This is a genomic window from Streptomyces niveus, from assembly GCF_001723055.1.
Classification (GTDB): domain Bacteria; phylum Actinomycetota; class Actinomycetes; order Streptomycetales; family Streptomycetaceae; genus Streptomyces; species Streptomyces niveus.
This window is the reverse complement of sequence record NZ_MDCR01000040.1, coordinates 1-22,751: the sequence shown is the minus strand read 5'-3', so window position 1 is coordinate 22,751 and position 22,751 is coordinate 1. Positions and strand designations below refer to the sequence as shown.

General features: G+C 68.6%; 20 protein-coding genes and 2 pseudogenes. 14 read left to right on the top strand and 8 right to left on the bottom strand.

The window, feature by feature from the left end; genetic code table 11:
- Positions 1-230: 230 nt before the first annotated feature.
- Together BHU15_RS40005 and BHU15_RS06075 are read right to left on the bottom strand one after the other, a co-directional pair.
- Positions 231-383, bottom strand: a complete 153-nt coding sequence (locus tag BHU15_RS40005; protein ID WP_171908324.1) for a hypothetical protein — start codon at positions 381-383, stop codon at positions 231-233.
- 206 nt (positions 384-589) lie between these two features.
- The gene (locus BHU15_RS06075; protein ID WP_069626226.1) at positions 590-1,282 is read right to left on the bottom strand and encodes an HNH endonuclease family protein; all 693 of its coding nucleotides are present in this window, start codon (positions 1,280-1,282) and stop codon (positions 590-592) included.
- Positions 1,283-1,902: 620 nt separating this feature from the next.
- Here BHU15_RS06075 and BHU15_RS40000 point away from each other — a divergent pair.
- The 4 genes from BHU15_RS40000 to BHU15_RS06060 all read left to right on the top strand — a co-directional run bounded on the left by BHU15_RS40000 (position 1,903) and on the right by BHU15_RS06060 (position 7,646).
- A complete protein-coding gene (locus tag BHU15_RS40000) occupies positions 1,903-2,064 on the top strand; it encodes a hypothetical protein (protein ID WP_171908323.1) in 162 nt (53 codons plus the stop codon).
- Positions 2,061-2,648 (top strand): RNA polymerase sigma factor, encoded by a 588-nt coding sequence (locus BHU15_RS06070; RefSeq protein WP_255293035.1) that lies wholly within the window; start codon positions 2,061-2,063, stop codon positions 2,646-2,648. The genes BHU15_RS40000 and BHU15_RS06070 overlap by 4 nt, the downstream gene beginning before the upstream one ends.
- On the top strand, positions 2,632-3,495 hold the full coding sequence (locus BHU15_RS06065) for a hypothetical protein (RefSeq protein ID WP_069626225.1): 864 nt from the start codon (positions 2,632-2,634) through the stop codon (positions 3,493-3,495). Before BHU15_RS06070 ends, BHU15_RS06065 begins: the two co-directional genes overlap by 17 nt.
- Before the next feature lie 446 nt (positions 3,496-3,941).
- Positions 3,942-7,646 (top strand): DNRLRE domain-containing protein, encoded by a 3,705-nt coding sequence (locus BHU15_RS06060; RefSeq protein ID WP_255293034.1) that lies wholly within the window; start codon positions 3,942-3,944, stop codon positions 7,644-7,646.
- Positions 7,647-7,732: 86 nt separating this feature from the next.
- On the opposite strand, the gene BHU15_RS06055 is transcribed toward BHU15_RS06060, so the two are convergent.
- Positions 7,733-8,245: a hypothetical protein gene (locus tag BHU15_RS06055; RefSeq protein WP_069626224.1), complete on the bottom strand. Its 513-nt coding sequence runs from the start codon at positions 8,243-8,245 to the stop codon at positions 7,733-7,735.
- Between the two features lie 446 nt (positions 8,246-8,691).
- Here BHU15_RS06055 and BHU15_RS06050 point away from each other — a divergent pair, with 446 nt between their 5' ends.
- The 5 genes from BHU15_RS06050 to BHU15_RS06030 all read left to right on the top strand — a co-directional run bounded on the left by BHU15_RS06050 (position 8,692) and on the right by BHU15_RS06030 (position 14,490).
- Positions 8,692-8,949 (top strand): hypothetical protein, encoded by a 258-nt coding sequence (locus BHU15_RS06050; protein ID WP_023543899.1) that lies wholly within the window; start codon positions 8,692-8,694, stop codon positions 8,947-8,949.
- Positions 8,946-9,326, top strand: coding sequence for a PIN domain-containing protein (locus BHU15_RS06045; protein ID WP_171908322.1), 381 nt, complete (start codon positions 8,946-8,948; stop codon positions 9,324-9,326). The genes BHU15_RS06050 and BHU15_RS06045 overlap by 4 nt, the downstream gene beginning before the upstream one ends.
- 811 nt (positions 9,327-10,137) lie before the next feature.
- Entirely contained in the window at positions 10,138-13,500 is a 3,363-nt protein-coding gene (locus tag BHU15_RS06035; protein ID WP_079127935.1) for an RHS repeat-associated core domain-containing protein, read from the top strand.
- Positions 13,501-13,577: 77 nt separating this feature from the next.
- The gene (locus BHU15_RS38055) at positions 13,578-13,787 is read left to right on the top strand and encodes a hypothetical protein (protein ID WP_079127934.1); all 210 of its coding nucleotides are present in this window, start codon (positions 13,578-13,580) and stop codon (positions 13,785-13,787) included.
- Positions 13,788-14,271: 484 nt separating this feature from the next.
- Positions 14,272-14,490 carry a hypothetical protein gene (locus tag BHU15_RS06030; protein ID WP_069626221.1) on the top strand — a complete coding sequence of 73 codons (219 nt, stop codon included), beginning with the start codon at positions 14,272-14,274 and terminating at the stop codon, positions 14,488-14,490.
- A 16-nt stretch (positions 14,491-14,506) separates the two neighbouring features.
- Here the strand turns inward: BHU15_RS06030 and BHU15_RS41110 are convergent, their stop codons facing one another.
- A complete protein-coding gene (locus BHU15_RS41110; protein ID WP_255293033.1) occupies positions 14,507-16,000 on the bottom strand; it encodes a hypothetical protein in 1,494 nt (497 codons plus the stop codon).
- On the bottom strand, positions 15,997-17,181 hold the full coding sequence (locus tag BHU15_RS41105; protein ID WP_255293032.1) for a hypothetical protein: 1,185 nt from the start codon (positions 17,179-17,181) through the stop codon (positions 15,997-15,999). Before BHU15_RS41105 ends, BHU15_RS41110 begins: the two co-directional genes overlap by 4 nt.
- A 1,146-nt stretch (positions 17,182-18,327) precedes the next feature.
- Between BHU15_RS41105 and BHU15_RS06020 the strand changes: the two genes are divergently transcribed.
- Complete coding sequence (locus BHU15_RS06020; RefSeq protein WP_069626220.1) at positions 18,328-18,618, top strand: hypothetical protein; 291 nt, start codon at positions 18,328-18,330, stop codon at positions 18,616-18,618.
- On the opposite strand, the gene BHU15_RS06015 is transcribed toward BHU15_RS06020, so the two are convergent.
- The 3 genes and pseudogenes from BHU15_RS06015 to BHU15_RS06010 form a co-directional block, all read right to left on the bottom strand.
- Positions 18,579-19,877 carry a zeta toxin family protein gene (locus tag BHU15_RS06015; protein ID WP_255293031.1) on the bottom strand — a complete coding sequence of 433 codons (1,299 nt, stop codon included), beginning with the start codon at positions 19,875-19,877 and terminating at the stop codon, positions 18,579-18,581. The two genes, BHU15_RS06020 and BHU15_RS06015, sit on opposite strands and share 40 nt — an antisense overlap.
- Before the next feature lie 34 nt (positions 19,878-19,911).
- A pseudogene (locus BHU15_RS41100) lies at positions 19,912-20,313 on the bottom strand (zeta toxin family protein); the annotation flags it as partial.
- A gap of 44 nt (positions 20,314-20,357) precedes the next feature.
- Complete coding sequence (locus BHU15_RS06010; protein ID WP_069626219.1) at positions 20,358-20,618, bottom strand: hypothetical protein; 261 nt, start codon at positions 20,616-20,618, stop codon at positions 20,358-20,360.
- An 81-nt stretch (positions 20,619-20,699) separates the two neighbouring features.
- Here BHU15_RS06010 and BHU15_RS06005 point away from each other — a divergent pair, with 81 nt between their 5' ends.
- From BHU15_RS06005 to BHU15_RS05995, 4 genes and pseudogenes are all read left to right on the top strand, one after another.
- A complete protein-coding gene (locus BHU15_RS06005) occupies positions 20,700-21,527 on the top strand; it encodes a hypothetical protein (RefSeq protein WP_069626218.1) in 828 nt (275 codons plus the stop codon).
- 183 nt (positions 21,528-21,710) lie between these two features.
- On the top strand, positions 21,711-21,941 hold the full coding sequence (locus BHU15_RS39675) for a hypothetical protein (protein WP_141726776.1): 231 nt from the start codon (positions 21,711-21,713) through the stop codon (positions 21,939-21,941).
- A complete protein-coding gene (locus tag BHU15_RS06000) occupies positions 21,938-22,513 on the top strand; it encodes an RNA polymerase sigma factor (RefSeq protein ID WP_141726775.1) in 576 nt (191 codons plus the stop codon). Before BHU15_RS39675 ends, BHU15_RS06000 begins: the two co-directional genes overlap by 4 nt.
- A pseudogene (locus BHU15_RS05995) lies at positions 22,513-22,751 on the top strand (hypothetical protein); the annotation flags it as partial. The gene BHU15_RS06000 and the pseudogene BHU15_RS05995, both read left to right, overlap by 1 nt.

Sequence of the window (22,751 nt, the reverse complement as noted above, 5' to 3'; positions counted from 1 at the left end):
AGGGCCTGACGGTTCTGGTCGCCCAAGTGCAGGCTGACTCGCTTGCCACCGTTGTTCACGGCCGTCGACACCAGTAGCAGCAGATGAGGGCGAGCGGCGAGTCAGGCGGAGGCAAGGAAGTGGTCGGCCTTGCGCTCGTATCGGCGGTGCTGGCGCTTGCACCGCCGATACGAGCGTCGTTCGCCTATCGACCGGACCACATGTCTCGAGGCGGGTTCGTCCACAGAACGTCAGGCGTGTGCGACTGCCAGGGCTTGGTCGTAGAGAGCGTCTTGCGTGGAGTCGTCGTCCGGGGCGCCTGCCGTCTCGTACTCCTTGACGAGCTGGGCCGGTGAGATGTCCAGCAGGTCGGCCAGAAGGTACAGCTTGCGGCCGGGGCACACTGGCTCCCCTGTAGCGACGCCGAGGAGAAACGCCGCGCGCCGGTCGTCTTACCGTAGTGCGGTCGTGACGCGCTCGGACAACTGGGCCTCGGGTGAGGGGGATGAACTCATGGTGTCCTGGTGTCTTCGGGGTGCCGCTCGATCCGGTACGGCCGGGGACGGCCGGCGATCGTCGTGTCGGTGGGCGGTGGTTCGGTGCGGCGTGGTTACGCGGCGGGTTCGTATTCCACGGTCTGGTGTCCGCACCCTGAGGCGATGCTGCGCAGGGCGTTGATCTCGCGGGCGTCTGCGGTGAGGTCCCAGCGGAGTTTGGTGGCGACCCAGTCGGCGGCGTACTGGCAGTGGGCGTCGGCGAGCGGGGGCAGCCAGTCGGCGGGGTCTTGGTCGCTCTTGGACCGGTTGGTCTTCGCGGTGACGGCCACCAGCGAGCGTTCGACGCTGATGTCGTTGGCGTACGCCTCGCGCCGCTTGGCAGCCCAGTTCTTGGCGCCTTCGTCCCACGCTTCGGCGAGCGGCACCATGTGGTCGACGTCCAGTTGGCCTGGGACGGTGACGATGACGCCGTCGTAGTAGCTGTACCACTGGCCGGCCGTGACCTTGCAGCCGGCCTCGACGGTCGGTGCGACACGGGACTCGGCGATCAGAACTTCGGCGCGGGTCGAGCACCCGTCCTTGTCGGCGTCGACCCAGTGCCGGAACTTGGTCCGCTCGTACCCGGTCCGGTCCTCCACACCGACAGGGAGGAGATCGATGCTCTGCGCCAGGGACATCGGAGCCACCGCACGTGACGCGGCGGTGGTGCTGTCGGCCGCCGTGGCGCTCTGCGGCAGGAGCATGAAGGCCGCCGCCGCCACGGCGGCCACGCGGGCGGTGAATCTGCTGAATCTTGTTGTACGCATGAGCTGTTGATACCGACCGGCAGCGGCACAACTGAAGGCCGGCGCCCGAGATTCACTCCCTGGGGCACAACAGTCATACCGGCTCGTGTGGGTACCGCGCCGTACGTCACCGCCCGGCGCGCTTTTCCATGCTCGCTCTGCACCTGCTCCAGATCATCCTGGTGCACCGAGCCCGCTGAGGCGGCAGCCGCTGGCTGAACCGGAGTAGCTCGGGACCCGCTGCCCCGGGCTTGCTCAGCTCGGGGCAGTCTGCCCGACAGGCCATGATGCGCCACCGCTTGGGGCGGCGTGTGACGTGAACCACATCGCGTTGAATGTGATCGTTTGCGTTCTTCCCGCAAATTTTGCGAAGAGGACTGGACCAATTCGGGGTGTATGCAGGTCACCGAGGGACTGAACGAGTGACCCGCGAGGGGTGTTGATGCTGGATAGCGGGCGCGAACAGGTGTCCTTCACCATGAAATTGCACGGGGTAGTCCTTTCTTGAGTTGCCTGTGCACACATCGTGCCGCCTGGCAGTCATCTGGGTGGAGGGCGCACAACGGCGCTCTCCCGGGCCTTCATCCCGGGGGGAATGTGCACCGGGCCTGTCTCACTTCAGGAGGGGAATCCACCAGCCGATGACCATCGAACTCGCCGGGGACGTGACCATGCTGGCTGTCGCGGTCCGGGTCTTCGGGCGTGACGCCGTCGTCCTGCTGCGCAGGATGGCCGCCGCGGGCGTACGCGCCGGCGTCATGGAGCTGAACCGCCATCACCACGAGGAGGGCGGCGGCCGGTGACAGAAGAGACCACTCCGCGGCTCCCCGGCGCCAAGCCGATGGACCGTCACCCCCACGCTCTGCCGCTGGACTTCGCCGCGTTCCACCAGATGCACCGGACCGGTTACGTCCGCTACGCCAAGTCGTTCCTGCACAACTGGGCCGACGCGGAAGAGGCGACCGACGCGGCCTTCGAGCGGATCTACCGCCAATGGTCCCGGGTCCTGGCCAGTGAGAACCACGAGGCGTACGCGTGGCAGATCCTCCGCAACCAGGTCCACGACCACGAAAGGGCCCGTCGGCGACGGCCCCTGCTTGACGCGGCGGCCTTCGACACCGCCGCCCTGCGCGAGACGACCGACCCCATCGGCCAGCTGACGGAGTCCCTGACCCTGCTGAGGGCCTTCAGGGAGCTGACCGACCGCCAGCAGGACGTCATGGTCCTGCTCCACCTCCACGACCTGACCCCCGCCGAGATCGCCGACGAACTCGGCATCGCCGCCGCCACCGTCCGTTCGACCGCCCGCTACGCCCGGCTGCGCCTGGCGGCGATCCTCGACCCGGGCCATACCTCGAAGGGACACACCGATGACCTCGCACGTTGAGGACCTGCTCTCTCGTGCCCGTCTCGTTCACGAGCCCTACACCCAGGCCGACATCGACGCCGCCGAACGGCGTCTGGCCGCGCGTATCGCCGACCCGCCCCCGGCCCCCGCGCCCTTCGAGCCTGCCGCGCGGGACGAGCGCGCCGCCGCGCGCGACCTGCGCACGCTGTGCGAGACGATCGTCGCCTCCACCGCCCTGGACGTCCTGGGCGACGCGTTCGTCCTCGCCCAGCCCCTGCCCGACCCGGAAGGGGCCCGCGTGCTGGGCTGCATCCTGCAGCTCACCCGCTCCAACGAAGCCGCCCGCGACTGGTGGCAATACGCCGCCGGCGCCGGCGACGCCGCCGCCGCCTACTGCCTCCATCTCCACCACCTCGCCCGCGGCGAACTCACCGAAGCACGCTGGTGGCACGCCCAGACCGAGCGCACCGTCACACCGACACCCGCACTGAAGGAACCGGCGCCCGCCGACCCCACACCGGCCAAGCCCGACGTGCCCTTCGTCATCACCACCGTGCTCGACCAGGCGGCGCTCACCGACTTCAGCATCCTGCCCACGACGCTGCGGCTCATCGACGCGCTGAGGAAACGACGCGGCGTCAGCGCCGAGTGGCCGACGGCCCTGCGCGCTCTTCTCGACTACGTGCCCGCCGCCGTCGGGTACGTCGACGAAGACCTCGACCTGCCCCTGCCCGACCCGGGATTCACCGACCGGATCCGCGCCCTGACCGCCCGCCGGCCGAAGCCTCCCAGGCCCAGACGTCACGGCAAGAGCACGCTGCCCGAACGGCCGCCGCCATCGGTGGAGCACTCCCCGTGCCGGCGACAGGAGAAGACCTGCACCTGACACGTGAGCCTGGTCCTGTGTCGGCGTGCCCTGATCACGCGCGCGTCTCGCAGCGCACCTGGCGCGGGTCGCGGCCGCGGGCAGGCTCTGGCTCGGCGACGCGATCGGCATGGTCAAGACCGAACGCGGGCCGACCGCCCTGGCCGCCGGCGGCTTCATCCTCGCGGAGTGGAGGCCGTCCCTGCCGCAGCCGCGCGGGTGCCTGTCTTCAGCGGACTCCGTGGGCTTTGCGGCACGGCGTTCCGGCTGAGCGTGTGGGTCGGCCGATGTGATCATTGCCGCGTTTGACGGCAGGGTTCGGCTTCAACTCGCGGGCCTGCTGGAACGGTTGTGAGCCACGGCCGATAACCGCCTGTGCCTGAATGCTGCTTCTGCGTAATGTCCTGCCCTCGTGACACGCATTCGTACACGTGTCGCATTTCTCTACAGGGAAGGACACACGCTTCGTGTCTTCACACAGACAACAGGCGTCACGTCGCAGGGCGCGCTTCGCGGCTGGGGCGGCGCTGCTCCTGGTGGCCGAGGCCGCGCTCGTCGCGGGCGGCAGCGCGTCGGCAGCACCGGTTGCCGAACCGCGAACCGAGCAGGCCGAGCCGGTCGGTCCCTCCGAGCAGGAGATCTGGGAGTCGGACCTGGCCTGGGCGGCCAAGCACACGAAGGGCTCGATCGCCTGGGCCCTCACCCGGGCGAAGAAGACCGGGAAGAAGACCGTCGCCACCGACGAGACGACTCCCACCACGTACACCGTCGCCAACCCGGACGGCACCCTGACCACCGAACTCACCGCCGGCCCCGAGCGGGTCTGGAAGAACGGCGCGTGGAAGAAGGCCGACGCCACCCTCACCGAGGCCGCCGACGGAAGCATCGCCTCGCGGGCACACCCCAACGGCCTTCGTCTGGGCGGCAAGAGCGGCACCCTGCCGAAGTCGCTGCGCGCCGGGCAGGCGGACACCGCCCGTGATCTGGTCACCCTGGGCAGCGGCGACAGCGCGGTGACGCTCCAGTGGAAGGGCGGTCTGCCGAAGCCCGAACTGGACGGCACCCACGCCCGCTACAAGAACGCCGTGCCCGGCGCCGATGTGATCGTCGAGGCCACCCGTACCGGCTTCGAGCAGTTCGTGGAGATCGGCGAGCGGCCCACCGGCGCCTACGCCTACACCCTCCCCGTCAAGGCCAAGGGGCTGAAGGCGAAGGCGAACAAGGACGGTTCGGTCACCTTCACCGATGCCAGGACCGGCGCCGCCCGCGCCACCATGCCGGCGCCCGTCATGTGGGACTCCGCAGTCGACAAGCGCTCCGGCGAGCACACCAACCGCGCCCGCGTCGACATGAAGGTCATCGACAAGGGCGCCGGCCAGGTCAACCTGGTCGTCACCCCCGACGCCGGCTTCCTCGCCGACCCGGACACGAAGTTCCCGGTCACGGTCGACCCCTCCACCTCCGCCCTGGCGAGCACCTTCGACACCTACGTCCAGCAGGGCGAGACCGTCGACTGGTCGAACGACGTCGAACTCGACCTCGGCAACCCCGGCACCAAGAACCCCGACGGCACCCCGCGCAGCGCACGCTCGTTCATCCACTGGAACACCACCCCGATCCAGGACGCGCTGATCGTCGACACCAACCTGGCGCTGTGGAACTTCCACTCCGGCAACACCGACTGCACCGCACAGGAGTGGACCGTCTGGGACACCACCGCGGCATCCACCTCGTCCAGGTGGACGAACCAGCCCACCTGGAACCAGCAGTACCACTCCTCCACGCAGACCAAGGGCAGCCCGGACTGCGCCGCCCAGCCCGACGGGTGGATCAACGCCGACGTCGACGCCCTCGTCCAGTCCTGGGCGTCCGCCAAGGCGACGCGCGGCTTCATGGGCCTGCGCGCGGTCACCGACGACACCAGGGCGTGGAAGCGCGTCAACTCCGCCAACAACACGGCCAACCAGCCCAAGCTGTCCGTCACCTACAACTACCGCCCGTCCGACGGCACGGACCGGCAGGCCGGCGCGCCGTTCAAGTCGTACGCGGGCGTGTGGGCGGTCAACACGACGGCCCCGACCCTGCGGGACACCTTCGCCGACGCCGACGGGGACACCGTCAACGGCACATTCCAGGTCTACGACGCCGCCACCGACACCCCCATCACCACCCCGGCCGGTGAGGGCCTGCTCGTGTCGGGCTTCGTCGCCGCGGGCAAGCCCGCCTCCGTCACCGTCCCGGCCGGACAGCTCAAGGACGGCAAGACGTACAAGTTCCGCACCAACGCCTACGACGGCACCCACTACAACCTCAACTGGTCACCGTGGACGCAGTTCGTCGTCGACACCACCGCACCGGCGACAGCTACGAAGGTCTCCTCCTCCACCTATCCCGAGGGCTGGGTCGGCGGCGGAGCCAACACCGCCGGCACGTTCAACGTCGACCTGCCGTCCGGTGGCGACCACAACACGGTGCAGTGGCGTCTGAACCCAGAGGACACCAACGACGACGGCACCGGTGACTCCGGAACGTGGAACAACGTTGCCACCGCCATCGGCGCTGCCACCGCAGCGTTCAACGCCACCCCGGCAGAGGGCGGAGCGCAAGATGTGCAGGTGCGCACCGTCGACACCTCGGACAACGTCTCCGCGATCACCGAGTACGGATTCATCGCTGGTGGTGCCGATACGGGGCGGGCGAACAAGGTCGACATCACCCTGCCTGCCCCGAACGAGGCAGCGCCCGACCCCGCGCACGTGAGCGAGCCCATCGCGATCCCCAACTACCTGGGCACCGTTGACCTCGGCGACCCAGAACCCGCGGGATTCGGTGTGAACACCGACGAGAAGAAGAAGCCTTCGGACTTCAAGGACTGCAAGACCAGTGGTGAGACCACCACCTGCATCGCTACCACGAGCGTGAGGGAGAAGGACACCAAGGGCACCACGCGCGGGATCGCCGGGAAGACCCCAGCCACGACATTCGCCGACGGGCAGTTGGTGTCCTGGTGCAAGAACGAGAACGGGCAGGATCAGGGACTGGGCCTGTACAACCGCTTCGAAGCGTGCCTCGGCACCGACCTCATCCAACGCGTATGGAAGAACAACGCCTACATCGGGTACACCGAGTTCCGCATCATCCGGCAGGTGAAGGCGATGCCCGACAAGGGAGAGATCCAGCAGCGCCTCTCGGTCACCAAGGGCTTCCAGTCCCCGGCGGTCGGCACCGTCACCTTGAAGATCACCGCGAACTGTGCGGTGGGTTGCACCAACGGTGACATCGACTGGGACGGGCCGCTCGCCTGGACCGGGCCTGCCGATGTGCACGAGCAGACCGGCACCGTCACCCTCCCCTGGGACGGCATCGCCTCTCCGGCGTCGGGCAAGGACAAGGACAACACCGAGCCGCTGAACCTGAACTGGTACGTCAACGCCAAGTCCTCCGCGGTCCCCGATACAGACCTCGGGGACTACATGATGGAAACCGACCTGCACGCGCGCTGCGACAAGGTGCGCTCCCCGGACGGCTGCGTGTTCCCCGAGTATGCCGCCGGCTACTCGATGAACGTGAAGAAGTACCCCGGTGCGGCAGCCCACGCATGGCTGATCATGCAAAAACTGCCCAATCTGGACGGCGACTCCTATCTCAACCCGCTCAAGCATCTGCCTGAGACGGCGCGCAACGTGCACGGACGCAACCCCGACTCCAACCGGACAGTGGTATGCGGCAAGCGGAAGATCACCGGATTCGTTGCGCACAAGGACACCGCACCGGCCCCCAGCGACAACACGGCCAAGTCCTGGATCAACTGTGACGAGTTCGCTTTCGCCTCCACCTACGAATCCGCAGGGATGCCCGCCTCCATGGACGGCGTCTACCCCGCCGGCGCGGGCAAGGGAGGCGAGTGCGTCAACACCGTCGTTCTGAAGGACGGCGCCACCTGGAAACTCCAGGACGACCGCCGGTACGCCGCCCCTACCTGGCGCGAGACCTGCGGGCGCTCCTCGATGTCGGGCTGGATGAACCAGGGCTCCATGAGTCCGTTCGGGCTCGGGTTCGCCAAGACCTACCGGCTCGTGGACAAGGACCCGTTCTGGATCAACCTGGGCGAAGGCTTCTACGACGCCTGCGACGGTACTGCCGACGTGATCAAGTGCGCCCCGACTCTGTAAGCGTGGACTCGTCGCGGACCCGCTGAGTGACGACAACGCCCCCGGAAATCATCCGCATCCGGGGGCGTTGTCGTGTGCGCGCGGGATCACTCAGGACTTCGCCCGGGCCACGGCAGACCGAAGTGCTCCACGATGACAGGGATGGCGGCCCGACCGCCCAGGTTGAACTCCTCGTCCTCCTCGAAGCGCGACTCCGCGCCAGGCCCGACGACATCAGCAGCCAACAGCTTGTCCCACAGCTCGGGCAGCATGGCACGATCCACTTCGTCCTCCTGCTCACCGAGCAGCCAGCCGATCACCAGGGAACCGTTGCGGTAGTAGTCGAAATTGGTGACAGGAGGAATCTCGCGCCGGTCGACGCAGATCAACTCACTGGCCCCATCGAGCGCTATCGCCGCGATCTCGCCGGGGCCGGCGTACTTCATATGCTCACCAACCAACTGGGCCTCGGCATACACCCAGCCGTTCCCCTCGCCGGTACCGCGCAGCCGCTCCCGGCCGATCAACCCGGTCAGACGGTCCAGCGTCATGCCACGGACAAAGAGAAAGTACGCCTGCGGCGTTCCGTCGCCCTCGGGAGACCTGTAGTGCGTGCTCATGCGAGCAGCGTATGCGGCACGGTCTGCTTGGCGTGCTGACATCGCGCATAACGGCCCGCGCCTGACCACCCGGTGAACAGCGCAGCGCCGGCCGCGTCCTGGTAGACGGCGAGGAGGCAGATCTTCGGACGGTGGGCCAACGTCCAGCAGGCGTATTCAAACTGGTGAGTATCAAGCTACTCACCGAGAGCGCTCGTCCTCGGACGGAACAGCTGGGGGCGAGCGTCCGAGCAGTCCAGACGAGGCGGGAGACCGTGTCCTTCCGGCTTCTGGGGGCCTGGCTCGCCCAAAGCAGGACACTGGCGTACGCCTCGCGCCGTGACAGCCGATCTTCAGCGAGAGGAGGGGGCCGCCTCCGAGCTCACCGGGGTCCTGACCGAAAGACAGGTATGGCTATGGGTACGGGTGCGTACCCGTATTCTTCGGGGTGGGAAGGAGTACGAACCATGTCTGATGCCAACGTCCGTATCCCCGAGGAAGCCAAGGACCGGCTGGCCGCGATCGCGGCGGCGGAAGGTCTGTCGCTGCGCGCCTATCTGGCCCGTCTCGCGGAGACGCTGCTGACCCCGGGAGAGCGCGCAGAGCGGGCCGAGCGGGCCCGGGCCGCGCTCAAGGAGTGGACCGGCTACGCGCCCACGGCGGAGCAGGAACGGGATCTCGACGGTGAGCTGGACCGGCGCCTGGCGCAGGCGGCCGGCCGGTGAGCGACGCCGTTCACATCGTTCTCGACGACACCGCGATGTCCGCGGCCGGGCAGGGCAACGTCCTCGCCTCCCGCCTGATCCACCGGGCCCATGTGGAACCGGGGTGGTTCCTGTACGCCCCGGCATGTGCGCTGGTGGAGGCCGACCGTGCCCGGCCCGGCACGGCGGAGCACCTCGCGGCACTGCCGGGGATCACCGTGGTCGATCTGGATCTGTCCGCGGCGCTCGCGCTCGCACGGCGCGAGACCTGGGCGGCGGCGCACAGCCAGTACGCGGCCCAGCCCACGCCGGACCGCCCCGACGGGGCGGTCATCGCGACCGCCGCCCCGCAGCGGTGGGCCGGCGAGGCCGTACGCGTGCTGGACCTCACCCCCTGAGTACGAGGTGATCGTCATCTGGTCCATCCCGACCGGTTGCGGCGTCCCGCGGAGGCCGGGCAGCTGCTGTCGGGGGCATCGCGGTCAGGCGGCCCGGTCGTAGGAGGTGTGGGAAGTACCGGCCTCGTGACCGGGGTCGGCGTCGTCTTCGTCGGTGGCTGGGAAGTGTCTGCGCCTTTCGGCTACGCGGCAGGCGAGCCACGCGGCGAGGCCAGCGGCAGGGAGGGGCCAGACAAGGGGCCAGAGGTCCGGCCACCAGGTGATGGTGGGACGGATGAGAGCCTCCGTCGCGGTGACCAGCATGGCGAAGGTGTGCGTCCAGCAAAGAAGTCGGCCTGCCCGCGAGGCGGCGCTGGACTGGGGTGACGGGACGTGGCGAGTCATGACTGTTTCCCCTGGGCAGCGCGCCGCAGTGGTCGGCGTCGACCGTGGTGCGGGTGTAGATGGCTGGGTGTGGAGCGGGGGATGACCGTGCCCTCGGAACGGTCTCCGGAGGTCGGCCCGTTGTCGACTTGGGCAGGTCTTTGATCGACCTTGACCGTTGGGCGGCGATAAGGCGAGTGAACGAGCGTTTGCCGCGTTCTCTTTCAGCCACATTGGGCGCCAGGCCCCAATGGCCGCCCATCGGGGGATATTTGCCGCGCGGCAAATATTACTCCTGGGCAAAAGCCGCATAAGTTCGGCTTGTTTGCGGGGGTCTTTGTGTTTTCGGTGCCGAAAGGGGTCGTGTCGCGTGATGGGACTGTGACAGCTTGTGGTGGCCCGGTGACCGTTGGGGTTGCCGGTTCTGGCTTTCCGTGGGGGGAAGTTGATGCATTCACGTGCCTTCGGCACGCCGTTTCGGCGTGCCCGCAGATCCACCCGATATGCCGTGACGGCGGCTGTCGCCGCCGTGTCCCTGGCCGCCGCGTCGTTGCCGGCGTTCGCCGCGCCTGAGCCGCGGTTGCTTGATCCCGCCTCGCCGTGGACGACGCCCAACAAGGTGACCGCTCCTACGGTTCAGGCGGGTTCGACGAAGGCCCCCGATTCCCGGCCGGCGGCGGAACCGTCGCAGGAACGTTCCGCCTGGTACGCGGCGCAGGACAAAGCACGTGCTCTGCCCGACCGTGGCGCTTCGGGCGCTCCGGCCGCGCGGGGCGTCCGGTCCGCCGTGGAGTCTGAAGTGCCGCAGGGGCAGGGGCAGGTGCCGTGGCATCAGTTCGCCGATACACGGTTGTCGGATTCGCTGGTGGCGCGGGTGAATCTGTCGAACGGGAACCTGATGCTCGCAGCCACGGACTTCGATGTCGCCGGCGTGGGGCAGAATCTTCAGCTGGCGCGTACGTACAACTCGCTGGACGCCCCCTGGGGCAAGGTGTCCCAGCGGTGGTGGCAGGGGTGGGAGCGGTACGCGCAGATCACCGCCACCGAGGTGGTGGTGTATGACGCGACGGGCGACGCGGTGCGGTTCGTGAAGAAGGCGGACGGGACGTTCACCACGCCGGCCGGGTACTCGAAGGATCTGAAGAAGAACACGGACGGCACGTACACCCTGACGAGCCGTAAGTCCGGTTCGAAGGACACGTACAGCGAGCACGGCACGCTGACGAAGGTCACCGACCGCAACAACGGCACGATCACCGTCACCCAGCACGACGAGGGCGGTGAGCACAAGGGTTTCAGGCTCACTGAGACCCGCTCCGGACGCTGGGTCGACCTGCTCAAGACCAACGCCTCGCAGTGGCAGGCCAAGGATCACACCGGCCGCACCGCGGTCTTCGACCTCAACCCGGCCGGCGATCTCGTCAAGACCACGGACACGGCGGGCAAGGCCACGCACTTCGCGTACGACTCCTCGCGGCGCCTGACGAAGGTCACCACCCCTGAGAACAAGGTCACCGAGTTCACGTACGACGCACAGAACCGCGTCACCTCCGTAAGGCGCGGGGGCGGCCCGACCTGGGCGTACGCCCACTCCGCCGGCACCCCGTCGGCGGCCGGGACGACGACGGTCACCGACCCGGACGGGGACAAGACCGTCCACACCCACAACGCGGACGGTGAGATCACCAAGGTCACCGACCCGCGGGGGAAGAGCCGCTCACGCACCTATCAGAACCGGAACCTCCAGACGGCGACCGACGCCCTGGGGACCGGGACCGGCGGTACGGGCGGGAACGTCACCACCTACGGCTACGACACCCGCAACAACCCCTCCTCGGCCAAGCTCCCCACCGGCGCCACCGCCGCCGTCTCCGCGTACCAGACGATCGCGGGCACCGATCTGCCGAAGGATTTCAGCGCGGCGGACGGCAAGAAGGACACCTTCAGCTACGACACGTCCGGCAACACGCTCTCCGTGACCACCTCGGGGGCGGCGGGCGGCAGCCGCGACTACACGTACAACAAGGCGACCCCGACGTGCGGCGGGTTCGAGGGCCAGCGCTGCACAGCGAAAGACCTCAACGGCAAGACGACGTCGTTCACCTACGACACCAAGGGCAACCTGTGGAAGGCGAAGCCGCCGTCGCCGCTGGGCGAAGTCACCTACACGTACGACGCGTTGGGCCGTCCCGAGACCGTCACTGACGGCCGGGGTGTCAAGTCGGTGTACGTCTACGACTCCCGCGACCGCGTCACGAAGATCTCCTCGCCGAGTTCCACCGTCATCTACACGTGGGACGGTGACGGAAACCAGACCTCCCGCACGGACGCCTCGGGCACCACGCGCTGGGACTTCGACGCGCTGAACCGTGAAAGCGTGCGCACCCTCCAGAACGGCGCCCAGACCGCCCTCGCGTACACGCCGGGCGGCGAGGTCGACTACTACACCGACCCCAACGGGAAGACGGACTACACCTGGGACATCGCCGGGCGCCTCACCGAGCTGAAGGACCCCGCCAACAAGACCACCCTCTACGAGTACAACGACAACGACAAACGCACCAAGACCACCTATCCCGGCGGCACCACGCAGAGCGTGACCCTGGACAACTCCGGCCGCCCCACCGCGATCAAGGCGGCCTCCGGCTCCGCCACGCTCATCGACCTGGCGTACACGTACGGGTACGGCGCCGGCGGCGCGACGGACGGCACGAAGATCCGCACGCGCACCGACAAGGCCGCCGTTCGGACCACCGCGTACACCTACGACGCGCAGGAACGCCTCACCTACGCCAAGGAGACGGACACCGCCGGGACCCGCACCGCGTCGTGGCTGTACTGCTTCGACAAGGCCGGCAACATGACCAGCACCACCAGCGGGACCGCCACCACCTGCCCCACCACCCCGACCTACACCTACAACGACGCCTCCCAGCTCACCGCCCGGGACGGCTCCACGACCGGCTGGTCCTACGACCTGGCGGGCAACGAGACCGCCGCCGACCCCGCCTCGGGCACCGCCCGCACCGGTGAAACCTTCTCCGACCACGGCCAGTTGACGAACATCACCACTGCGGCCACCGCACGCGACCTGGTCCACGCGGGCACCACGAACGACGAGCGCACCAAGCTTGCCGGTACGTGGTTCCACTCCACGGCGCTGGGCCTGTCCGGTACGACAACGGGAAGTACCGACACGGGATTCATCCGGGAACCGGCGGGCACCCTGAACTCCGTGAGGACCGGGGGCGCGAGCTACTACTACCTCACCGACGCGACCGGCAACATCCTCGGCCTCGTCAACGACACCGGCACCCGCACCCACACCTACGACTACAGCCCCACCGGAGTCCCCCGCCCGGGACTGGCCGAGACGGTCGTCCAGCCCTACCGCTTCGCCGGCGCCTACGCCGACCCCACGGGCCTCTACAAGATGGGCGCCCGCTACTACGACCGCAACCTCGGCCGCTTCACCCAGCCCGACCCCTCCGGCCAGGACACCAACGCCTACCTCTACGCGGGCGGCGACCCCGTCAACAACACTGACCCGAGCGGTTTGGCTTTCCTTGACGCGCTCGGTCCCGTCGGCGATGTGGTAACGGGAATACAGAACCTCGCGGAAGGAGATACTCAGGCCCTTTGGGGAGATGTAGCAGGGGTCGTGGTCGGGGGGCTTGCTGCCGCAGCCTGCGGAGCGGCGGTTGCGGCATCAGCGCCGGTAACTCTCGGTGGTTCGCTGGGCGCGACGGCGGGGTGCTACGCAATTTCATGGAGTTCAGGCCAAATAGCATCCAACGCGGTTTCCGGTTAGCTCGGTCAGAATGAGGAGTTTGCGGGTTGGAGAGACATAAGTCTCTCCAACCCGCAGACAGATGCTTAGGAGGAAGAATGTCCAATCTCGGGTGGTCAACCGGACAGCGCGCAGCGGTCAAGCGCTGGATGCTGTTCGCTTCACTGTTTGCCATTGCCGGAGTTATACTCGCCGCATTTCTTATCATTTCGGGGAACTCTGGCGGCTGGGTGATCTTGGGCATGGTCGTTTGTATTTCACTTGCCACTTTCCTGTTCGTAGGAAACCAGAAAAAGGGCAAGCCGTAGGGCCAGTCCTGCGCAGTGAGTTCAAAGAGCCGCCCGAATGAACAGAGATAAGTGACACCCTGGCCCCGTCTCCATCGGTTAAGGGCCACACCGGGACCCGGTGAAACCGTAAGTCCAAATTAGTTGCGGTGGGTGAGAAGCTACATCTTCTCACCCACCGAGACATGACTGTGAAGATATTTCTTTTCACTTGCTTTAATATCGTGGCCACCGCCGCGCCGACCCGGTGGGCGGGCGAGCCGTACTCGTCCTGGACCTCACAACCAGGCCCCTTCTGCAGCGCCCGTGCGGCATCGCCGCTTCCCTGCCCGCCCGGCCAACCGCCTGTTCGGCCTGCGCGAGTCCGCTTGCCGATCAGCGGACGGTACCCGCGAGGAGTTCTGATGCCTGATACCTGGAACGGCCGTCTCCTGACCGACGCGAGTCCTGTCCGCGAGCAGGAGCCGATCCACTACCGCGTCCACGACGCGACAACGGCCGGCTGGTGGGAATCGGCACCGCCCGCGGCGGCGACTACGCGGCCGTTGCCGATCACTACCGGCAGATCCAGATGGCCAACTCCGGCCGGCCGCTGATCCTTCGCCGCTACGACCGTCCGGCAGGCGACGAGTTCAGCCGTACGGAAGGACCTCAAGCGCAGAAAAAGGACCTCCCGGGCTTCCCGGAGACCACCCTTGAACGTTCAGGTGTGGTCGGCTCCTGATCCTTGGGCCGCAAGCTCAGTGTCCGGAGCTGAGCTGGTCGCGCCTGGTGGTGACCAGGGTGCGCCAGCGTGCGCGGGTTTCCTGTTCGCCGTCGAGCCATTGGGCGGGGGAGGGCGCGGGCAGAGGGAGTCCGGCCATGTAGTGGGTGATGTCGGGGTAGTAGGCGTAGTCGCCGGTGTGGGCGCGTTCGCGCAGTCGGGCGATGATGGCGGCGAGGGCGGGCCGGTTGTCCCGTACGGCGTGGTGGAAGCACAGGGCGAGGTCGAGGACCGTGTCGGCGGAGGTGAGTCCGGCGACGTCGATGTCGGTGCGCAGGAGCCGTGCGCGGTCTTCGACGTCGCGGTCGGTTCCGGCGTCGCGTACGAGGGTGGCGATGCGGGTGGTGAGGGTGGTGGCGCGCAGGTCGAGTCCGGTCAGCAGCTGCTGGGCGAGGTCGAGTTCGTCGTCGGCCCGGCCGGGGTCGGTGAAGGCGAGGACGAACGCGCGCTGCGCCTGGGCGGTGGCGCGCTCGCCCGCGATTGCGTGCTGTTCGGCTTCGGTACGGGCGGCTTCGTACGCGGCGGCCGCGCGGGTCATGTCGCCCTGGACCCACCACAGATCACCCAGGACACGGTTCTGGCGGCCCGGCCAGCCGAGCGTTTCGGCGGCGGCCAGGGCGGCGGGGAAGTCTCCGGCGAGGCGGGCCAGGTGCGCGAGGCCGCGCCGTGCCGCCGGAGCGAGCCTGCCACCGCCGTCGGCAACCCGCTGCATGCCCCGGCGGGAGTCGTCGCTGCGGCCGAGGTCGCGCTGCGCCTTGGCGAGGTAGTAGAGGGCCATCTCGTGCAGGTCGGCGGGCAGGGCACCGGTGGCGACGACGGCGGTGAGGCGTTCGGCGGTGCGCTCGCGGTGCTCGTGCTGGCGGCGGGCGAGCGCGCTGAGCAGTTCCACCAGGGCGTTGGCGGCCGTCTCCATCCCAGTGGCGGGGTTGTTGCGGGCGGGCGGGGTGATGGGTTCCCACACCGAGTCGCTGACGTACGCCCAGGCGGCGTCGGTCAGCCAGCCCAGGTCGAGGCGGAAATCGCGGGCGAGGGCGAGGCCTTGGCGCAGACAGCCGGCCAGCAGCACCCGGTCCCGGCCGTCGCGCGCGCCGAACTGCTCACCGAGGGCGGCCAGCGTCCGGCGGGCGGCCTGCTCCCAGTCGCGTACGGACCAGCGGTCGTCCGTCTGGTCGTCGGCGTCGCGGACGGTGGAGCGGATCAGCCCGTGCAGGTGGTAGGGCCACAGTCCGAAGGCGTTCTCGCGCACGAAGGGCCGCTCGATCAGCCGCAGGGCCGGCGCCTGGTGCTGGAGTCCGGCGGCCGCGGTGGCCAGGCTCAGGTCGAAGGCGTCCAGCAGGGCAACGGAACGCAGGACGTGCCGCTCGTCCGGGGTGAGGTCGGACAGGGTGCGGGCGATCAGCGCCGGGAAGTCGTGGTCGAAGTCGGCCGGCCGCGGCGTGCGGGTGCGGCGGATCTCCAGGAACCGCATCACCGACAGATCGAGGTACAGCGGCAGGCCGTGGGAGCGGCCGGTGACGACCCGTCGGATGTCCTCGCCGATGAGCGGTGCGCCGTCGCGGGTGAGCCGGCGGGCGAGGTGGTCGTCGCAGTCCTCGGGGGAGAAGTCGCCGACGAGGGCCTGCCGCCCGTGGCCGTGCGGCGTACGGGCGGTGCGAGGTTCCGGGAGAGCCGCCGTGGGGTCAGGCCCGGCCAGGCGGCCGGGCCGGTGTAGTCGAGCTGCCCTTGGATGGCGGCGTCGGCCCACTGGAGGCGTGAGCGGCCGGTGATGACGAAGAAGCAGTTCGGCATCAGCCACACCACCCGCTGGATGAGCCGCTCCAGATCGCGGTGCGTACGGTCGCCGACGTCCTCGAAGGTGTCCAGCAGGATCACCGGCGTCACGGCCTTGTCCGCGGGCAGCTGGCCGAGCTCCCAGGCCAGCAGGTGCGGGTAGAAGGAGAGCGCCTCCACGTCCGGTTCGGCCTCCAGCAGGTCCGCCAGATGCGCGCATCCGGCGAGCGCCCGTACGGTCTGCCGCCGCTCCCGCAGCGCCCTGGTGAGGGAGCCGGCCACCTGTCCGACCACCGTGCCGACGGTGCCCGGCAGAAGGAGCGCCTGGGCGACGTCCGAGAGGGCGGACTGCATCTGCTGCGGCATCGCCCGGCCGAACCGGCCCGCGAGGCCGCCGCGCCGCAGGTACTCCTCGAGGCTCTCGCCGGGGTGCTGGGTCTCCCAGTAGCGGCGCAGGGCGATGTCGAACGCCGGGAGCGGGCGGCCCAGTTCGGCGAGCGCGGCACGGATCGTGAGCACCAGGTCCTCGAACGACGTGCCAGCGGAACGGGCCATGTCGATGCGTACGGGCAGGATCCGCCCCTTCGGCCAGGCTGGTTCGCCCCACTGGACAGGCCGCTGATCGGCCCCGGTGAGCGCGGCCTCCAGCTTGCGGGACAGGGTCGTCTTGCCGATTCCCCCGACGCCGTGGAACACCATCACGTTGTGACGCGGGCGCTCCAGGTCCTCTATGTCGAACCCGGGCTCGATGATCAGCCGCAGATGCCCGGTCAGCGCGCCCGCGACCAGCTCCCACTGGGACTGCCGGTTCGTGAACGCCTCTGTCGCCTCCAGGCCCCGGTCGTTCGTACTGAACAGCGCCCTCAGATCCCGATCTGCCACGCCAACCCCCGAATGATGATCACCTGTTGTCAACCTACGCCCGCCATCGTCCTGTTGGGGAACAGCAGCGGGAAGCAGCAGGACTCAGCGGCTCAAATGGCAGGACCCGGAGGCCGGTTGCGACACGCCTCGTCCCGGCGCAGGTGCGGCGTCTTGCCGGACGGCCGCGCCGTACGGCAGACTTCTGGCCGTCTCCGGCGTGCCCGGAAACAGTCACCACAAAGAATTCAGAGCAATAGGGGAATTCGCTTGACTCGCCTACGGAAAAGGCTGAGCCACCTGCGTTTTATTTTGCAGTGATTACTTAGGGCTGCCAAAAAAGCCTCCGAACCACCCCTCTCTGAATAGCATTTCCGGCTTCTATCGAAGCCGTCAGTCACCGAAAGAACACCCGCTCCCTGAGGAACGATCTCAGCCGGAGCCGCTTCGTGCTGGCCTGACCCACACCGCTGCGCACCGTCGGATCCCGACCTGCCGCAGCACCTGCTTCATCCGGCAGACGCACCCCACCCCTCGCCCCCCGGCCACGGCCGGCTTGTCAGGACGGGGGGCGCCTGTGCTGCTCCCTGCCGGAAAGGCACGGCTGTGAGCATGAATGTGGCCGCCATCCCCTCTTCCCTTGCCACCGGAGCCGGAGCCTTGCTCGCGGGGGCCCCGTGGTGGGCGGTTCTGCTCAGTGCGGCAGTGATCATCGTTGCACCTCCCCTCGCGACCCAGGCCCGGCTCTGGGCCAAGGACAGAGCAGACGGGAAACTCCGGGCGGCCGGAGACAGAAGAGCCGGACAGCTCCAGGAAGAATTGATAACAGCGGTAAAGGAACTGCCTCCGGAAAAGAAAGCCGAAGCACTCATCGAATACCGTAAGGCCGACGCATTCCAAAGCGGCGTAGCAGAACCCGGGGCGCAAGTTCCTGCGCCAGATCCGCGGAACACCCCTGCGGATCCGCAGGGTCCGTAACCTCTGGGCGGCTGCGTGATCCTGCCGTCGACCTCGAGGATCACGCGGCGGTGACGGCGCAAAGCCCCCGCCCGACGGCAAGGCTGTCCGCGCTCCCTGGACGGTAAGCGCGGCCCGGGTCTGCCATGAGGGGCGGGGAGGGAAAGATGACCAGTTCCATTGGAACCGGCATCAAGGTGGTCGTTTACCGTGTCCGACTCTCACTCCGCAGCGGGATCTCCCGACTTCTCCGGCCTGGACGGCGGTAACGAACACCAGGCGATGGATGCCGTCCAGAAGGTCCTGGCCTGGTACAACAAGCGGATCGCCGCCGCGTACCGGGCTCCGGTGCCCGAGGAGAGCCAGATCGCGGAGCTGAAGGCGGCCCGGGAGATCGCGACCGGCGACCTGGCTCGGCTGGAGAGCGCGGGCCCGGAAGAGACGGCGCGGATCGCGGCCGCCTACGCGGCCCTGCTGAAAGAAGCCGGCCCGGAAGCGTAGGAGCGGCGGGGGAGCGGCAGCGGCCACGCCCCCGGGGTCGGCCGGCCGAGGCGGGGCGGCTGCATCATGGCGGGCATCAGTGGGCGTGCGAGGGCCGCGATGGCGTCCAGCTCCCGGCGGTGACGGGGCAGCGCCCGCCCTAGCGCCTGGTGCAGGGAGAGGAAGGCGGTGGCCTCCTGTTCGGTGTACGGGCGGGCGCGTTCCGCCTCCAGTGCCCAGGAGGCCGCTCCCGCCGCGCCGACTTTGTGGCGGGCAAGGGCCTGGCCGTCCCGGCGGATCACGGTGATCGCGGTGATGGCCGGGTGCCGCTGCGCGAGGGCGACGACGTCGGCCAGGGCGCGGAAGCACTGGTCGTGTCCGGCCTCGGAGGTGAACCGGCCGTTGACTCCGATCTGTTGGGCGCGGGCGTACCGCAGGGCGGTGGCGAGCCGGCTGTCGGCCGCGCGCACGGCCAGGACCACGAGCTCGACCGGGTAGCCGGCTCCCGCGAATGGCAGCGCGCTGCCCATGAACTCCTGGGCGCTGCCGGGTGCGGCCTCGATGAGGACGTCACCGCGCCGGTCCCGTACGTACGCCTCGGCGCGTGCGAACCAGGCCCGGTAGTCCGTCCGGATCGACGCCCCGGCGTTGCGCGGATCATCGTTGAGCAGTTGGAAGTAGTCCGGGTGCGAGGCCTTGAAGTCGTCGCCTTCCAGGCGGGTGGTGCCCGGTCGCATCGCTCGCTTGACCATGCGGGAGGACATCAGCTTGCCCGCACCCGGCTGCCCCAGCACGTACACCGCCTGCGGATCGGGGCGGGTGACGATCCGGTTCAGGTAGGACGGTGCGATCAGTTCGTCGAAGACCCACTGGTGTTCGTCGGCCGACAGCCGGTGGTAGTCCACGCCCGGTGCCTGCCTGCGCGGCTGCGCGATGCGGCGGACCGGCTCGGCCAGTGCGGCAGCGCGCTCGACGTCCCGTTGGACCGCCAAGCGGCGGTCCTCGCAGTTGAGGTCGCGGTGCAGGCGCTGGTCGGTCCGTGCCAGATCACGGCGGAAGGCGGCTGTCTCCCGCGCTGTCCAGGGCCGCGAGCGCTCGTACATCACTGCCCGCTCCGCCGCTGGCCGACGGCGCCAGGAGCCGTCGACGAGTTTGTTGTCGTAGAGCACCCTGCCGTCCCGGCGTACGACGGTGATGCGGTCGGCCAGCTGCTCGGCCTCGATGACCGCCAGCGTCCCGAGCATCGCCTTGGCGCAGGTGTCGTGGTTCTTCCACGACACGTACCTGCCGCCGCCGTCGATCGCCTCGGACAGGAATCCGGTCCAGGGTCCCGAGCTGGCTCAGTGCTTCGGGGGTCGCGAGCGCGACCACTTCGATCCGGTGTCCGGCCTGCCGGTACGCGGCCATCGAGGCACGGAAGTCATCCGGATCGGCGAGCGCGGACTCGACCACCGCGTCGAACCGGTGGGTGCGGACGTGGTCTTCGACTGCGGCCTGCCAGCGGCGGGTGTCCGTCCGGACACCCGCCCCGGCCGTGCGGACGTCGACGGCCAGGAGCTTCCCGTACTCGCGGTGCGCGGCCTTGTACCGGTCACTGCACACCCGTACAGCGCCGCCACGGCGATCCAGCGCTGCCTGGACCAGGTCCGCGACTGCGGTCTTCCCGGCACCGGGCTGGCCACCGACGATCGCGGTGACCGGCTGGTCCTGGCGCACAGCCCCCTTCGTGGCGGTCGGCAGGATCACCTGCTCCACGATGCTCACGCGCTCCCCGCGCCGCGGTCCGAGCTGGCCCCTGGGGGTGTGGCGGTTTTCCGCGGCCGGCCGCGAGGCGTTTCCGGGGGCCAGTGGCCGTCGAGGCGTCCGAGGAAGCTGTCCGGGTCGTCGACCAGCGCGCTCAGGCAGGCGACCACGAACGCCTGCATCTCACAGTCGTGGTCGCCGAGGGCTTTCGTCGCCTGCTTTTTCAGGTCGGCGGGAGGGCGGACGGTGAGTGCGGGGTTCCGGTGCTGACTGGCCATACGATCACCTTCCCATAAGTGGCTTGCCATTTTCAACGCCAGACCCATCTTGTAAGTGGCAAGCCACTTATGGGAGGTCTGATGCACGCACGCACCGCACCCGGCTCCACCAACGGCGGGGACGTCAAGCTCCCCGCCCCCGGGGACCTGGTCTTCATCTACGACGGCGGCCCGGGGCTGGTCACCCGCCTCGAAGGCTGGGCACTGGGCATGGTCGAACTGCTCTTCGGTGACGGCGTCGAAGCCACCCGCCGGCGCATGGTCGGCGTCTACCGGAACCCGGCGGGCGAGCTGGACATCGCCGCCTTCGTGACGCCGCTCGCCGTAGCGGAGGCGGCCTGGCACCTCGTCAGCCCCGCCGGCGACATCGTCAACGGCGGCCCCCGAGGCAACGGCACGCGACCCTCTCAGTCGCAGGCCGAACTCGAAGCCGTCCGCGACTCGGGCCGCTACCCCTCGCGCATCGGGGCCACTGCGGTCTTCGGGATTCCCGGCACGTCGCAGCGCGCCCCGTCCGTCGACACCGAGGCCGACGACACGCAGGCTCCCGTGGACGGAGGCTTCACCGCCGCCCGCGGCGGCCAGTACCGCTGGTACGACCCGGAGCCCGCAGCAGCCGAAGAATCCGTACAGAAGTCCGCCCAGACCTCGCTGCGCCTGATTGAGGGCCACGCACCCAGGACTGCGCCGATCGAGATGGCGGTGCAAATCGCACTTGGTCGGGAGTGTATGGGGGCTCCCCTTCCACACGCTCCGGGAGGCGGTGTGCGCCGGAACGTGCAGTCCGGAGATGGTCAGGTGGGGGTCATTTCGGGCAGTCGTCAGAGGGGTGGTGCGCCGGACCGCGTGAAGGTGACCGGAAGTAACGGGTACGTCGTCGTGCATGTACATGCCGTTTCAAACATGTGATTAGCGTCACGTCACTTCTGGAGGGCGCAGGTCAACGCACAGTGACCGCCGCGTTGATCACTTAAAGCAAAGAAAACGTGTCTCACAGTTAACCCAGACGGGTGCCCTGATCGGTGTAGGGGTGAGAACCACCTCGGTCCGCAACGACGCGGCCCGGGGCCGATCTGGAACGAAGGAGGGTCCGTGGGGCTTCAAAAGGCCTGGTACACGCTGGCACAAGCCGGCGTCTACCGGATGACCGAAGCGGGCTTCGGTCCCACCGCTCACCGAACCGTCCCCAGCGCCTCGCCGATCCGCGCGACGCGCCCCACCACGCCGCACACGGTGATCGCGTGCCTCACGCAGAACACCCCCGGGACAGGGCCGTGCCGGGCGACACCGCTCACCCGGCCTCCGATCGGGGTGGCCCGTTGAGCGACTCCCCCGAACAAGAACGCGAACTGGCGTCGGCCGAGCTGGACCGCGAGTTCGCCGACTTCTTCGCCGAACACAAGGACAACTTCCTGCGTATCGCCGCAGGCCGGCTCCGGAATCTGCACGACGCCGACGAAGCCCTCATGGACGCCGCCGTGCAGATGCACCGCAAGTGGCCCCGGATCAAGGCACACGCCAACTCCATCGCACTCGCCCACACGATCCTCGGAGCCGCCGTCACGGACTTCTACCGCCGCCGCGCACGTCACACCGACCGCGAGGTCCCAGTGCCCGGCCCCTCCTACTCCGCGTACGCGGACACACCCACCGTCGACGACATCCTCGCGCTGCGCGGCTACGACGGACTCGACAGAGCCCTCGCCACCCTCGCGGAACGAGCACCCATGCAGGCCGAATGCGTCAGGCTGCGCTACCTCGGCGACAAGGAGTTCGAAGAGATCGCAGCCTGCCTCAACATCACGAAGGGAGCCGCCAAAACCAACGTTCACCTCGGACTGAAGAAAATGCACGCTCTCATGGATCTCCCCGACCCGGGGAAAGGGGATTCCTGATGCTCGAAGAGACCCTGCGCGCAGAAGCGCAGGTCCTGCACGACATGCTCGGCACCCACGACACAGCGGACTTCATGCGCAGACTCGCCGTCCGCATCGCCCAGGACGCGGCCCGCCCGCCCCGGGTACAAACCGCGACCGCGGGCACCACACCGGCCGCCGAACCCGCCGAGGCCGACGAAGCGCCCGGCCCGGCCGCGCCGCCACCGTCCTTCAGCCCTCAGCCCCACCGCTCCAC

Excerpts from the sequence above, each read along its gene's own strand:
- BHU15_RS06075 (WP_069626226.1), bottom strand. The coding sequence starts at position 1,282 with ATGCGTACAACAAGATTCAGCAGATTCACCGCCCGCGTGGCCGCCGTG.
- BHU15_RS40000 (WP_171908323.1), top strand. The coding sequence starts at position 1,903 with ATGACCATCGAACTCGCCGGGGACGTGACCATGCTGGCTGTCGCGGTC.
- BHU15_RS06065 (WP_069626225.1), top strand. The coding sequence starts at position 2,632 with ATGACCTCGCACGTTGAGGACCTGCTCTCTCGTGCCCGTCTCGTTCAC.
- BHU15_RS06055 (WP_069626224.1), bottom strand. The coding sequence starts at position 8,245 with ATGAGCACGCACTACAGGTCTCCCGAGGGCGACGGAACGCCGCAGGCG.
- BHU15_RS06050 (WP_023543899.1), top strand. The coding sequence starts at position 8,692 with ATGTCTGATGCCAACGTCCGTATCCCCGAGGAAGCCAAGGACCGGCTG.
- BHU15_RS06035 (WP_079127935.1), top strand. The coding sequence starts at position 10,138 with ATGCATTCACGTGCCTTCGGCACGCCGTTTCGGCGTGCCCGCAGATCC.
- BHU15_RS38055 (WP_079127934.1), top strand. The coding sequence starts at position 13,578 with ATGTCCAATCTCGGGTGGTCAACCGGACAGCGCGCAGCGGTCAAGCGC.
- BHU15_RS06010 (WP_069626219.1), bottom strand. The coding sequence starts at position 20,618 with ATGGCCAGTCAGCACCGGAACCCCGCACTCACCGTCCGCCCTCCCGCC.
- BHU15_RS06005 (WP_069626218.1), top strand. The coding sequence starts at position 20,700 with ATGCACGCACGCACCGCACCCGGCTCCACCAACGGCGGGGACGTCAAG.